Here is a 13,276-nt window from a genome sequence, read left to right as displayed (position 1 = left end):
GCGATTGTTAAGCTCAATTTGTTTGCTAGCATATTGCTTGCTTGTTAAAAATGTTTGTTGTCTTGAATTGAATCAAGACGCCCTACACATTTGGTTTGTCTTACTTTGTTCAGTTTTCAAAGGTCTACTTCATCGGGAGTGTTTCCCGATTCATTTTTGGTTGCCGTAGCAACTTTTATATCATATCAGAGAGACAAGCGATTGTCAACTCTTTTTTAAAAGTTTTTTTCGATTTCGTTTTTCGAAATCTTTCAGCAACTCATTTATCATAACTTACCGTTTGTTATTTGTCAAGAACTTTTTTGAAGTTTTTTTCGATAGAATCAAGCTTCGCAAGTGGTTCTTTTTTAACAACTCAGTTATCTTATCATGTCGTTAGTAACATGTCAATAACTATTTTTTAATTTTTTTAGAAATGTGATATAACATCCACTTCAGAATCAACGCTGTTAAATTTATCATGTATTTCTTCCTTGGTCAACTATAAATTAAGCATTACTTTGTGAAATGATTTTTCGATCAATTATTATTATTCGTTATACAACCGCTTTCTACATAATTTTGAAAATAAAATGCACTAAAAAACTATCTTTAGCAGAACATTTCATTGTATTTTTTGGACCAAACAATAAAAAAAGAAGTTTGAAAAAAATTCAAACTTCTTTGTTCGCTTAATCTGTATTTTAGAAGAAAGGCACTCCCTCTACTTCGTAAGTTCCAAGAACAGAGCGCATTTGACCTGGTTCTTCCCAAATATATCCTTCGCCTAATTCTTCTCTTTGATTCTTTTGTTCAGTTTCAAAGACAAACAACGGAACATTTTCCTCTTTAATATGTGTATTTGTCAATTCCATCAAACTAATCTTGCTAACATCGATATGAACTATTTCTTTTAAGAAATTAAGTATATTCGCTAAACCAGTCTTTCCTTCAGAAAGTTCCGCTAACGCAAATTCCAACTTGTCATCAATTGAATGGACCAAAAATTTTTTAGTACCATCCTCCAAATGCAACATAATTGTACCAGCAACTCTTTTGCTTGCCAAAATTTCCACCTCGATCAACTTGTTCTATGGCTTACATAAAAATTCTAGCACATTTTCAGAAAAAATACACTTTTTATTTCTTATTTTCTTTCCGTTCTAGTTCAGATAATGCTTCTTCTATCCAAATAGGTAACTGCTCCGCAATAGTGGTAAATCCGATCTTACGATTTTTATTCGTGAAATACCTTTTTCTGCGATATGGAACAGCTGGATTTGTTTTTTCTAACGTTCTTAAAGATAAACTGATTTTTTTGGAATATTCATCAATGTCGATGATCTGAACTGTTACTGGCTGTCCGACTTTTAACAATGAATGGATATTTTTCGTATAACCGGATTGTACTTCCGAAACATGAATAAGTCCTTGCGTCTCGTTATCAAGAGAAACGAATGCGCCATAAGGCTGTATTCCTGTCACTTTTCCTTCAATTATTTGTCCAATTTTATAAGTCATCTACTTCCCTCTCTTCGCATTTATCATTATACTGTAAATAGCTCAAAAAAAGAAGCGACGAAAATGACTGGAGGTCTTAAGATGATCGAATTTGATAAACAGATTTCAAGAAAAGATACAGAAAGTGTAAAATGGGACGCAATTGCTGAGACATATCAAATGGATGACTTACTTCCTTTGTGGGTAGCAGATATGGACTTCTTGTCTCCCGGTGGGGTAGCTAAAGCGTTTAGTGAATACATCAAACATGGAATCTTTGGTTATGCCACTCTGTCTGATAAACTATATCAGGCTATCATTCATTGGGAACGCCAACACCATGCTGTGGAGTTGACGAAAGAAAATATCGTTTTTACAAGTGGTGTGTTAACTAGTTTAGCTGCAGCAGTACAAACTTTTACAAAACCAGGCGATTCTATTTTGATTCATGACCCAGTTTATCCTCCATTTTCCTCTATTATAGAAACAAATCAACGTCACATCGTTCGAAGCTCTTTGCTAGAAAAAAATAATCATTTCATCATGGACTTGTCTGACATGGAGAAAAAAATCGAAGAAAACAATGTAAAAGCAATGATTTTATGCAATCCTCACAATCCTGGAGGGCGTGTTTGGAGCAAAGAAGAATTGAAACAGTTAAGCGAATTGTGTTTAAAACATCAAGTGATTCTGTTTAGTGACGAGATCCATCAAGATTTAACTTTATTTGATCATACATTTACTTCCATGCTAACGATTGATCCTAATTTAGATGATCTACTAGTTGCTTTTACTTCCGCAACCAAGACTTTCAATCTAGCTGCAATCAAAAATTCAATGGTATTTATCAAAAATCCAGAGATGAAAGCTGATTTTGAAAAACATTTAGTGATGAACCAACAGCACGAAATCAACACTTTTGGACTGATTGGAACCCAAGCGGCTTATGAGACGGGTGGAGAATGGTTAAGCCAACTGATTCCTTATCTAGAAAAAAATGTTCAAACAGTTAATCAGTTTTTTGAACAGTATCTTCCGAAAGTGAGAATAATGAACCCTGAAGGAACTTACTTAATGTGGTTAGATTTTACCGCCTATATTTCAGACGACCAAGAATTGGAGAACACTCTTGTTCGGAAAGGAAAAGTCGTATTAAATCCTGGCATCACGTTTGGTCCTTCCGGTCATGGGCATATGCGCTTGAATATTGCTTGTCCAGAAGAAACTTTACTGGAAGGACTTAATCGAATCAAGTATGCTTTAGAGACAATCGATTAAATCATTTATTCAAAATAAAAGGACGAGACCTTACTAGGTTTCGTCCTTTTTCATAATTACTCCGTACCATACCAAACTATTCTGAAATTTCAATTGTTTCAATCACTACATCATGTACAGGTCGGTCTTGTGGACCACGTTGTACATTTGCGATTTCATCTACTGTGTCCATCCCTTCTAGTACATGTCCAAAGACTGTATGTCGGAAATCTAGCCAAGGAGTTCCGCCACCTTTATACGCTTCAATGATTTCTGATGGGAATCCAGCACCTTCTAGTTGTCCAAGCATATTAGCTGGCACATTTGTGTTATTTACAATAAAGAATTGGCTTCCGTTTGTGTTTGGACCTGAATTTGCCATAGATAAAGCTCCGCGAAGGTTGAACAGTTCACGACTGAATTCATCTTCAAAACTTTCGCCATAAATACTTTCGCCACCCATTCCTGTTCCAGTTGGATCGCCGCCTTGGATCATGAAATCAGGAATAACGCGGTGAAAAATCACGCCATCATAATAACCTTTTTTGGAAAGTTCAATGAAATTTTGAACCGTCTTCGGTGCTAATTCAGGGAATAATTGAACAGTAATGTCACCACGGTTTGTTTTGATAACAGCTTTTGGTCCTTTTTCACTTTTTAAATCTAGTTGTGGGAATGCCATATTGTTTCCTCCTAATATTTGCATACTTCATAATAATAATAACATAATACCTAACCTCTCGTAAAAATACTAGATTTGTTTTCTTTTATTTTTCATCACTAGATACATTCTATAACTTACCGTTTCGATTTCGAATTCAAACATTTTTGAGAAGCATTCTCAATTAAATTCTGCTATAGTGTGAAAAGGGAGGAATTTTTATGGAAATCTATGACATTACAATCATCGGTGCAGGTCCTGTAGGGATGTTTGCCGCTTTTTACGCAGGAATGCGCCAAGCTAAAACAAAAATCATTGACAGTCTACCTCAACTTGGTGGTCAATTAGCAACTTTGTATCCCGAAAAATATATTTACGATATTCCTGGGTATCCAGCAATAAAAGCAAGTGAATTAATCGATCAATTAGAAAAACAATTAACTACTTTTAACCATACATCCCATTTAAAAGAAGAAGTTCTCTCGCTTACTCGTGAAGACGAAGTTATCGAGATTACTACAAATAAAGGCATCCATTATTCCAAAGCAGTCATTTTAGCTTTAGGAAATGGTTCATTCCAGCCAAGAAAATTGAATTTAGATAATGCTGAATCATTTGAAAACCACGGATTGGATTATTTCGTGAATGATTTGATGAAGTATGCTGGAAAAAAAGTCGCTATTGCTGGAGGTGGTGATTCTGCTATCGATTGGGCGTTGATGTTAGAGCCTATTGCAAGCGAAGTTTACTTGATTCATCGTCGCCCGGAATTTCGTGCGCACGAACATAGTGTATCACGCTTGAAATCTTCATCTGTCAACTTGCTTACTCCCTATCTCATCGATGGATTATCAGGCAATAATGGGGAACTGACAGATATCCGGTTAAAAAAAGTGAAAAGTGACGAGACGATTGATTTGATGATTGATTCTCTGATCGTCAATTATGGATTCTCTTCTAATTTAGAACATCTTTCTTCTTGGGGACTTGATAGTACCAGAAATGCCATTACTGTAAAATCAGATATGTCTACTTCTATTCCAGGCGTTTATGCAGCTGGTGACATCTGTACCTATGAAGGAAAAGTGAAACTGATTGCTACTGGGCTCGGTGAAGCACCTACTGCAGTGAACAATGCTTTACACTATATTAATCCAAAGGAACGAACTCAGCCTGGTCACAGCACAAGCTTATACGATAAAAATCTTCGTCCTAGTTGATTTTTTATATCTCTTTGCATTTCAAGTTAAACCCGAAAGCAGTTTCTTGCATTTTTTTCATGTTCCGTTAACATGAAATAGAGAAAGAAAAAATAAAGGGGGAGCAATAATATGGTCGTCAAAACTGAGACTTTAGAAGAAAAGGCAAGAGAACTATTGAAGGAACGTGGCGTAACTGTAGAAGATATCGCACAACTTGTCATGTTTTTACAAAAAGACTATATTTCTGATTTGACTTTGGCGGATTGTACTGAAAGTGTCAACAGCGTGCTAACAAAGCGTGAAGTACATAACGCCATTATCACTGGAATCCAATTAGATATATTAGCAGAAAAGAAAAAATTGATGAGTCCGTTGCAACATATTATCGAAGATGACGAAGGCCTTTACGGTATCGATGAGATCCTAGCCTTGTCAATCGTGAATGTTTACGGTACGATCGGCTTTACGAATTATGGTTATATCGACAAGGTGAAACCTGGTATTTTAAAAGAACTAAACAGCCACGATGGCGTTCATGTCCATACCTTCTTAGATGATATCGTCGGAGCGATCGCCGCTGCTGCTGCCAGTCGATTAGCACACAAAGAACCAGAAAAAAGAAGTCGCCTTACTCAATAATTCAACAAAAAAAGAAAGAAAACGTCTATTTAGACGAGTTCTTTCTTTTTTGTTTGTTTCAAGCTATTTTTTCCTAAGAAAAGAAAAACAGCAAAAAATAATTCTAATAATACAAAAAATAAGATAAAGCTATGCATGAAAAATTCTTCTGGAAGTACATTGATGATTGGATCAGTAACGGGATCGAATAACCAGTCATCGTTGTTGAAAAACGTTTCATGAAAAAGGATAAAAAAGCGATCAAATCCTACCATCATGAAAAAACCGAAAACAACTGGCAGTAACATGCCGATTTGAAACGGACGAATCAACCGCCAAAGCCGATCATTCTTTTGCAAATATTTGATAAACAAAATACTCGGGATCAAAGTGATGAAAAACACAGCATAATCCACTAAAAACAAAATTTTCACTTCATAAAAGTGATGGGCTCCGCTAGCAGAAACTGGGAAATCTGGCAAGCTGAGGATGGTTTTGAAGGGATTATTGAGATAATTCATTAGGTGATCAAAATTTTTCAGTAATGTCTCTTGATCTAAAGAAGTATAATCCAAAATTTGCAAATGTCCGATATCAAATACGTATAGTGGTCGAAAGTTGATCGTCACACCAACTGCCAGACTGATCAGTGTCAGAAATAGGCTGAACAATCCAGCATATTCCATCCACTGCCATCTCGAATTTTTCATATTAGAAGCTCCATTCATCCAGTGATTGTTTCACATAGGTAGCTGGGATAGGCAACCCAGGTACATCTTCTTCTTTTGTAAAACCTGATAAAACGAGCAAAGTATCTATATTATTGCGTATCCCAGCTTGGATATCTGTTTCATAGTTATCTCCAACCATGATTACTTCTTCTTTTTGCAGCCCTAATACTTCAACGGCTTTATCCATAATGATGGCTTCTGGTTTTCCGATGTAGATCGGCGGCGTTTGGGTTGCTGTCTCTACAAAAGAGATGACTGACCCTGCTCCAGGAAGAAGGCCGCGTTCAGTAGGTATATTCTTATCTGGGTTCGTTCCAATGAAAGTAGCACCTTTTTGAATAGCAAGTGTTGCTTTAACTACTTTTTCATAGGTCAGATAATTATCTAAGCCTACCACTACATAGTCAGGAGCCTCTTCTTCCCATGTAAATCCGGCAGCTAAAATCAAGTCAATCAATCCTGCTTCTCCGATAACATAGACTTTTTTCCCTTTTCCATCTGCTTTCATAAAATCGATTGTTGCCAAAGTAGCTGTGTAGACTGTCTCTGGAGCTACATGAATGTCAAACTCATCTGCTAGACGATTAGCTACTGTTTCTGGTGACTTAGTCGTGTTATTGGTAACAAACAAGAAAGGTAATTTTCTTTTTTGCAATTCTTCCACAAATCGTTTACCGGCCGGTATGGGTTGTGTCCCACGATAAATCGTTCCGTCTAAATCAATTAAATATCCTTTATAGTCCATTCATCCACTACTCTTCCCTTTTTCTTATCGTAAATGCTGTTTTTGTTTTTTCTACTTGTTTAGGTTGTTCTTGTTTTTTTACTTTTTCAGAGGTTTTTGCTGACTCTGTTTTTCGATTTTTAATAACCGGTTTTTTGCGATTAGATGCGACTGGTCCTTTTTTCTCATCGATATACGCACGATTATGGTTTTTTTTCTTTTTTCGGCGCTGAGTTGTCTTTTCTTTTTTACCGCCGATTCTCTCGATGACAAAATACGCACAACCAAAATTGCAATATTCGTAAAGATAGTCTTCCAAGGAATCGATTCGCTGATCTGGATGCGCCCGTCGATTATCCGCTTGGAAAAATCCTTTTAGGCGTAGTTGTTCATAACCCCAATCTCCTACGATATAATCATATCGGGCTAGTACATCACTGTAACGTTCTCCAAGCTTTTCTGCATTAAATCCTTCACGATAATCGGACACAAGCCGATAATGTCTTTCACCTATCAAAAAATTACTGTCATCTAACAGTGTCACTAGCTCGCCTTTGACTTTTTCTGCTTTAGGCTCCTCAACGATTTCTTCCAAAGCAGCTGTCAGTTCTTCGGTGACTGTCGTTTCCTGTTCAGCTGATGATTTTTTCTTAGCAATTTCTGTTTTATGCTCAACGTTCTGCTGTTCATTTTGTTTTGCAGACATGCGTTCACCACCTATCTTTTTTATTATACCTTGTTTTTATTTGATTGGGTAGTGAGCTTTCAAGTAATCTCCTACCACACTTCGGATAAATTCAGGGAACAAAAATTCATTTTTTCCAGCAATCTCAATCGTTGGAAAAAATGGAACAAACATCAAATGATCTACGGTAGTAAAAGTATAATTTTTATTCAGATCGATTGGCTTGTTCTTCCAAAAGACTTGATGGTTAATAGAATCATATGTGATTCCATTATAGACCATCTGCCCAAAAATCTTACCGCGAAATCCCATTCCCTTCATAGGATAGTTACGTAAAAAGTTACGATTTTTTTCTATTTCTAAAACTAAGCGAATCAGATCATTTCCACCCAATGTGACATTTAACAAGTGCATCGGATGTGGCAACGCAGTGTGAAGCTGATCCTGATTGACCCGCCCTTTTGGAATTTCAGTTAAAAACAGACCACTGTTTAATATTGCTGCTTCCGTCTTTCCTCGTTCTTTCACCGCCTCAAGGGCGACTTGGATAAACGAATGCTCATTGAAGATATCTAGACTCAGAGAAAATGGCAAATCTGCTACTTCTTTTTCTTTTAATAATTCATGCCCACGTTCTAGATAACTATTTATTTCTTGTTCATCTTCTGTAAAAGCTGTCATTGTTTCGGTAGGGATGGCTTTGGCTGAATGCTTAAGGATTTTTTTCTCTTCATCGATGGTTAAATGGACTTCACCGACATACTGCCCGTACTTTCCAGCGGCTGCTATTTGGACATCATTGATTACGTGACCTTCTCTGAATAAATGATGGGTGTGCGATCCTAAGATAACATCAATTGCTGGTATTTCTTTTGCAATTTGGAAATCATCCTGAATCCCGAGATGACTCATCAAAACTAAAACATCCACTTGTGAACGTAAATCTTCGACTAATTCTGGCAAAATATCATAAGGATTCCGTATGTCCCAGCCATTCGGATTATAAGTAAGCGGAAATGGAGCAGTAAATGCAATTAGTCCGATTTTCGTCTGGTGTTTCGTTGTAATAATTTTATATGGTTTCGTCCATGCCGGTGGCTGGAGCGTATTTTTATCGAATAAGTTATCCAGGATGATATCAAACTCAGCATGATCGTATAAATGATTCAGCTCTTCTTTGGAATTTCCTACGCCTTCATTGTTTCCTATCGTCGCTGCATCATAACCAACTTCATTCATCAGCAAGATATTTTCCTGTCCATTCGTTGCTTCTGACAATGGATGCCAACGATCCACAAAATCACCTAGATCTACTGCAATCGTTGTCGTTTTTTCTTTCTTTTCGTTTTCTCGTTTACGTTGATCCAAAAACCTTCTGATCCTTGGCCAATTTTCTAAATGAGAATGCAGATCATTCGTATGTAAAATCACTATTTTTTCCATGTACCCTCTCGCCTCTCTTTATCTTTATCATACCATAGGCAGCTTTTTCTTCCATTGAAACAAGCTCTATTTCAGAGTTTTTCCTGCCTTGAAGCAAATTGTATAAGTACAATATTCGATAAATCAGTCTGGCTAAAAAATCAGGAACATTCATTTTTACAGTACTATAAAAATAAAAAAAAACAGACCCGAAAGTCTGTTGCCGTTTCATTATAATCAGACACATGGCGGAACCTGCTTAGTGCTGCTTCCTTCCAGACCTGACACGCTTCACAAGCCCACCATTGTCCTAGCCTTTCGGCAAAGAATAGTATACCTTATTTTTCATTCGTTGACCAGTCTTTTTTTAATTTCTTTTTTCGCTGGCGGAGCTTTCGGAAAAAGTCAGTCAAAATCATCCCACATTCGTCTTCTAAAATGCCACCTTCTACATATGCTTGGTGGTTAAACCGCTCGTCCTCCAAAAGATTCATCAAGGTACCGGCTGTTCCGCCTTTTGGATCATACGCACCGAAATAAACTTCTGCTACACGAGACAAAATCATCGCGCCGCTGCACATAGGACAAGGCTCTAAGGTAACAAAAAGTGCGGCATCTTCCAAGCGCCAGCTTCCCACTTTTTCACAGGCTTCCTTGATTGCAAGCATTTCTGCATGTGTAGTAGCATCTTGCGTGGTTTCTCTAAGGTTATATCCTCTTCCAATCACTTTTCCATCCAATACAACCACTGCTCCAATCGGAACTTCATGAAGCATTTCTGCTTTCTTTGCTTCTGCCAATGCAAGGCGCATCCATTTTTCTTTTTCTACTGCATCAAGATTTGTATTTATCAATTACCCTTCCCTGCCTTTGTTTTTTCTTGTTTTACTTTAGCATATGATAAAAAGGCTGTAACTAACTTTTTTTTCTATGGTAAAATAAATACAAGAGGTGAACAAGATGAAAATGGATAAATTACTTGCTCTTTACCCACAAGCACAGAAAAAAAACTCTCCAGCATCAGAAGCGGATATCCTTTCTTTTGCAATTGATGATGCTTTTATCTGGATCAAACAAGATTCATTATCTCAACAAGAAACCAGCCTTTTGAAAGCGTTATTCCCTGTAATCAACGATCAAAAAAAACACCCATGGTATCAATATCTTTTTAAAGATGCTTCTTGTGTTCAAGAAAAAAGTTTTCGTTTGATCCAGCTTCACGTCGAATCAAAAGGAGAATTCTTAAAAAAAGAATGGCAAGATACTATTTTGGAATTATTTCGCTATTCTTCTGATTTCTTTTTTTATACAGACACAGATGCGCTCTTAGTCGAACAAATAAACCGTGATTATCTTGATGCTACTGAAATCAACGGTATTTTTCTATCTTTAGATGCTGATTTTGATACGACAACGTCTGTATTCGTTGGTTCTTTCCATTCACCTGGCACCGACCTCGTCCCTTTGTTTGCTGAAGAAAGAAAAATTTTTTTAACAGAGCAAAACAATCTTTATACTCACAGCCGTACTTTTTCTATGCAAGATGTGGCTTTACATTACTATACAAAAGATACTGTAAAAGATAGTAAGTTGATCAAAAGTTACATAGAACTGATCAAACAAAATGAAATGGAAGTGATCATTCAAGAATTATGGAATGAATTAGGCAATGTCAGCTCTGCTGCAAAAACACTGTTTCTTCATCGTAATACTCTAAAATATCGAATCGAAAAATTTCAAGAACAGTCTGGTTTCAATCTAAAAAAAGCCAACGATTTACTGTTTTGCTATCTTTTATTGATTCATGAACATAATTAAAGATAGATTAAAGGGGTTGTGACAATAATTTTGTCACAACCCCTTATTTCGAATGAATAGTGTTCAAAAGCTAGTTTCTCTTACATCATTTTTTCAACAAAATGCATTAGCCGGTCTTTTACATCTTCAGTTGAATCTTTGATCGAATCACCATAAACAGAGATTTTCTTTTTTCCTGATTTGATTTTTGCTAACATTCCCATCAAAGAATCCAAGTCACTATCTGAAAGACCATCTACGATTTCTAGTAATTTTTCATTTCCATCAAATTTGTCATAGACGAATTTTTTTACTTTCGTCCGAGTAGTCATATGATGGATCTTTTCCATTACTTTTCCCGATACAACGACTGCTGTCGCTACACTGGCAGCGGCTGCTACGCTTAATCCGATTGTTACTTTTGTTGATGTTTTCATAAGTATCAGCTCCTTTTTATCTATCTCCATCATAGCATAGACAAAAAAATAAACGAACTAATCCACTCAGTGAAATCTCAATCCTTTAGGGAAAAAGTTCTTTACTGTTCCTTTTACTTGTTTCCCAAATCCGACAGGTATCTTATCTAATACTAGCAAAACCCATCCTTGATTCCCATCACGTTGAAATGTTTCTCCTGCTGTGTAAGATTGCCATTCCTTTTGAGTGATCGGCAAGCAAGGTATATTCTCTATCTTTTTTGTAGCAAGCGCTAATGCATAGCTAGGTTCAAATCGATTCTTTTTGAAATCTCCTAAATGCAAACCTGTACGTACGACTTTTAAACCATCGAGAGAAGGGGCTAACTCAGGAACTTCCCAAAGATGGTCGTTGAACACTAAAAGTCTTCCAGTAGCTTCATAATGAAAATCATTTGAAAACTCCGTCCAGAGTTTTTCCTGCTCTTTTGTCATTTGCACTTTACTTTTTTTTCGTGTCTTCTTTTCTTTATGCATCTGATTTTGTCCATGAAAAGTCAGCTTTGCAACAAAATGTCCTTCACCCTGATCTTTATGAGGCCATATACGTATTGTTTTTTCCAAACCAGCTACGCTTCCCCATTCAGAACGTCCTGAACTAACGGATTGAGTCAAAGGAATCTCCTCAATCGTTACTGGATAATTTTCTACAAGCCAGCTAATGATCTCTTCATTTTCTTCTGGTGCAAACGTACAAGTCGAATAAATCAGTTGTCCTTTATTTTTTAGCATTTTTATTGCTGAAGACAAAATCTCTTGCTGACGTTTTTGACAGTATAGCGGAGATTCTTCTGTCCACTCTTTTATTGCATTTGGATCTTTTCGGAACATTCCTTCTCCTGAACAAGGAGCATCAACCACGATCCGATCAAAAAAGCCCGAAAAATGAGGGACAAGTTCTGCGGGTGCATGATTTGTCACTATTGCGTTCGAAACTCCCCATCGTTCTATATTTTCTGATAAAATCTTCGCACGTTTCGGAAAGATCTCATTCGTCACTAATAACCCTTTCCCCTTCATTTGAGCAGCTAATTGGGTTGATTTACCACCGGGAGCCGCACACAAATCCAAAACTTTTTCACCGGGTTTTGCTGCAGCAGCTGTTCCAACGATCATTGCACTTGGTTCTTGGCTATATTCATACCCAGCTTGATGGAGGAAAGACTTTCCATTGACAGTGCCAAGAAATCCCTCATTACTGTAGGGAGCGGGTTGTAATTCTTCGCTATGGTAAGTTTGGACCATGTCCAATCCTGCCGGTTTTAGTGGATTCCACCGAAATCCTTTTTTCACGCTTCCTTGTTCAAGCGCAGAAAAAAAATCGGATGCTTCTTCGCCTAAAAGAAGACGATATTTTTTGATAAATTGCTGTGGTAACGTTGTCGCTTCCTCCTTCATTCCAATGTTTCGTTAGACATTTTACAATCTTTTTTACGAAAAATAAAGGTGGCTGATCTACTTTTTCATGTTGCTGCCTAAGGTGACTGTTCCTTTAAGATATTTTCCAAGTATTCATCCGTCACCTCGTTTTTATCCCCAACAGCGTTCATCATTTCAAGAAAATCTTGAGAAGAATCATCTGAGCGCAAACTTCCCAATGCATTAAGCCATACCAATTCAAGCGACTTTTCTTCTTTGATCTTCGTGTGACCTTTGACATATGAGAAAAATGGCCGCTTAAATAGCGAATCCATGTCTAAATCAGATTTTGCAATGATTTCACGAATACTTTCATGGATAGAAAAAAAATCTTTCAATAAGTAGACAATGCTTAAAACATCATCGGAACTGCATTCAGCTAAGTAGTTTTCAAAATAAACAGTGATTTCTTCTAATATCTTCTCTTTTAACCCGCTGATTGATTTGAAATGTGTATAAATCGGGTATGTAGAACAACCGCAGAACTCTGCTAACTCTCTTGCAGTAATTGACTTCATTCCATATTCTTCCACGTATACCATACTTTTGAACAGCAGATATTCTTTACTATAATTTGTTACTCTCCCCATCATTCTTACCTCCGTCTCTTTTCATCTACCCATAAATAAATAACATAAATAATTCTAAAAAATGTTATTGATAATTATCAAAATATATTTAGTTATATCCATTAAAAATCAATTTTTTCGCCTTAAAAACAAGAATATCTTGACAAAATGCCCTAGGAAATAAACAATAGAATAAACAAGGTAACAAAAAAATTAAATAACGTTATATAAAAAAG

The 13,276-nt window shown here is 36.6% G+C and carries 15 protein-coding genes and 1 other RNA gene; 4 read left to right on the top strand and 12 right to left on the bottom strand.

All coding sequences use genetic code 11. The features are described from left to right. Nucleotides 1-683: 683 nt before the first annotated feature. Together OS139_RS07815 and OS139_RS07810 are read right to left on the bottom strand one after the other, a co-directional pair. The gene (locus OS139_RS07815; protein ID WP_002287172.1) at nt 684-1,046 is read right to left on the bottom strand and encodes a hypothetical protein; all 363 of its coding nucleotides are present in this window, start codon (nt 1,044-1,046) and stop codon (nt 684-686) included. 73 nt (nt 1,047-1,119) lie between these two features. After that, nucleotides 1,120-1,500, bottom strand: a complete 381-nt coding sequence (locus OS139_RS07810) for a CvfD/Ygs/GSP13 family RNA-binding post-transcriptional regulator (protein ID WP_002287231.1) — start codon at nt 1,498-1,500, stop codon at nt 1,120-1,122. Between the two features lie 81 nt (nt 1,501-1,581). On the opposite strand from OS139_RS07810, the gene OS139_RS07805 reads away from it, so the two are divergent. Then, nucleotides 1,582-2,757: a MalY/PatB family protein gene (locus tag OS139_RS07805; protein ID WP_002296072.1), complete on the top strand. Its 1,176-nt coding sequence runs from the start codon at nt 1,582-1,584 to the stop codon at nt 2,755-2,757. Nucleotides 2,758-2,833: 76 nt separating this feature from the next. Here the strand turns inward: OS139_RS07805 and OS139_RS07800 are convergent, their stop codons facing one another. Further along, a complete protein-coding gene (locus tag OS139_RS07800; protein WP_002287167.1) occupies nt 2,834-3,418 on the bottom strand; it encodes a peptidylprolyl isomerase in 585 nt (194 codons plus the stop codon). 200 nt (nt 3,419-3,618) lie between these two features. Between OS139_RS07800 and OS139_RS07795 the strand changes: the two genes are divergently transcribed. Continuing rightward, on the top strand, nt 3,619-4,617 hold the full coding sequence (locus OS139_RS07795; RefSeq protein ID WP_002332138.1) for an NAD(P)/FAD-dependent oxidoreductase: 999 nt from the start codon (nt 3,619-3,621) through the stop codon (nt 4,615-4,617). 111 nt (nt 4,618-4,728) lie between these two features. After that, the gene (locus OS139_RS07790; protein ID WP_002287163.1) at nt 4,729-5,238 is read left to right on the top strand and encodes a phosphatidylglycerophosphatase A family protein; all 510 of its coding nucleotides are present in this window, start codon (nt 4,729-4,731) and stop codon (nt 5,236-5,238) included. A 29-nt stretch (nt 5,239-5,267) separates the two neighbouring features. On the opposite strand, the gene OS139_RS07785 is transcribed toward OS139_RS07790, so the two are convergent. The 6 genes from OS139_RS07785 to tadA all read right to left on the bottom strand — a co-directional run bounded on the left by OS139_RS07785 (nt 5,268) and on the right by tadA (nt 9,633). Beyond that, nucleotides 5,268-5,927 carry a TIGR01906 family membrane protein gene (locus OS139_RS07785; RefSeq protein WP_002317806.1) on the bottom strand — a complete coding sequence of 220 codons (660 nt, stop codon included), beginning with the start codon at nt 5,925-5,927 and terminating at the stop codon, nt 5,268-5,270. A 1-nt stretch (nt 5,928) separates the two neighbouring features. After that, the gene (locus OS139_RS07780; RefSeq protein ID WP_002287159.1) at nt 5,929-6,693 is read right to left on the bottom strand and encodes a TIGR01457 family HAD-type hydrolase; all 765 of its coding nucleotides are present in this window, start codon (nt 6,691-6,693) and stop codon (nt 5,929-5,931) included. A 7-nt stretch (nt 6,694-6,700) separates the two neighbouring features. Beyond that, a complete protein-coding gene (locus OS139_RS07775) occupies nt 6,701-7,378 on the bottom strand; it encodes a YutD family protein (RefSeq protein ID WP_002287156.1) in 678 nt (225 codons plus the stop codon). A 36-nt stretch (nt 7,379-7,414) separates the two neighbouring features. Then, on the bottom strand, nt 7,415-8,800 hold the full coding sequence (locus OS139_RS07770; protein WP_002307275.1) for a bifunctional metallophosphatase/5'-nucleotidase: 1,386 nt from the start codon (nt 8,798-8,800) through the stop codon (nt 7,415-7,417). Between the two features lie 209 nt (nt 8,801-9,009). Continuing rightward, an RNA gene (gene ffs, locus OS139_RS07765) (signal recognition particle sRNA small type) lies at nt 9,010-9,096 on the bottom strand. Nucleotides 9,097-9,117: 21 nt separating this feature from the next. Then, on the bottom strand, nt 9,118-9,633 hold the full coding sequence (gene tadA / locus OS139_RS07760; protein ID WP_002332140.1) for a tRNA adenosine(34) deaminase TadA: 516 nt from the start codon (nt 9,631-9,633) through the stop codon (nt 9,118-9,120). Nucleotides 9,634-9,739: 106 nt separating this feature from the next. On the opposite strand from tadA, the gene OS139_RS07755 reads away from it, so the two are divergent. Then, the gene (locus OS139_RS07755) at nt 9,740-10,597 is read left to right on the top strand and encodes a helix-turn-helix domain-containing protein (protein ID WP_002318467.1); all 858 of its coding nucleotides are present in this window, start codon (nt 9,740-9,742) and stop codon (nt 10,595-10,597) included. Between the two features lie 80 nt (nt 10,598-10,677). Here OS139_RS07755 and OS139_RS07750 read toward each other — a convergent pair whose 3' ends face one another. From OS139_RS07750 to OS139_RS07740, 3 genes are all read right to left on the bottom strand, one after another. Then, nucleotides 10,678-11,013: a hypothetical protein gene (locus OS139_RS07750; protein WP_002287147.1), complete on the bottom strand. Its 336-nt coding sequence runs from the start codon at nt 11,011-11,013 to the stop codon at nt 10,678-10,680. Between the two features lie 66 nt (nt 11,014-11,079). Then, nucleotides 11,080-12,450, bottom strand: coding sequence for an RsmF rRNA methyltransferase first C-terminal domain-containing protein (locus tag OS139_RS07745; RefSeq protein WP_002287145.1), 1,371 nt, complete (start codon nt 12,448-12,450; stop codon nt 11,080-11,082). A gap of 77 nt (nt 12,451-12,527) precedes the next feature. Then, nucleotides 12,528-13,064, bottom strand: coding sequence for a TetR/AcrR family transcriptional regulator (locus OS139_RS07740; RefSeq protein ID WP_002307271.1), 537 nt, complete (start codon nt 13,062-13,064; stop codon nt 12,528-12,530). Nucleotides 13,065-13,276: the final 212 nt, after the last annotated feature.

The sequence above is a fragment of the Enterococcus sp. E4-223 genome, from assembly GCF_035727065.1.
GTDB classification, from domain to species: Bacteria; Bacillota; Bacilli; order Lactobacillales; family Enterococcaceae; genus Enterococcus_B; species Enterococcus_B faecium.
Note: the sequence above shows the minus strand (reverse complement) of the source record. Positions and strands in the feature narration are given on the sequence as shown.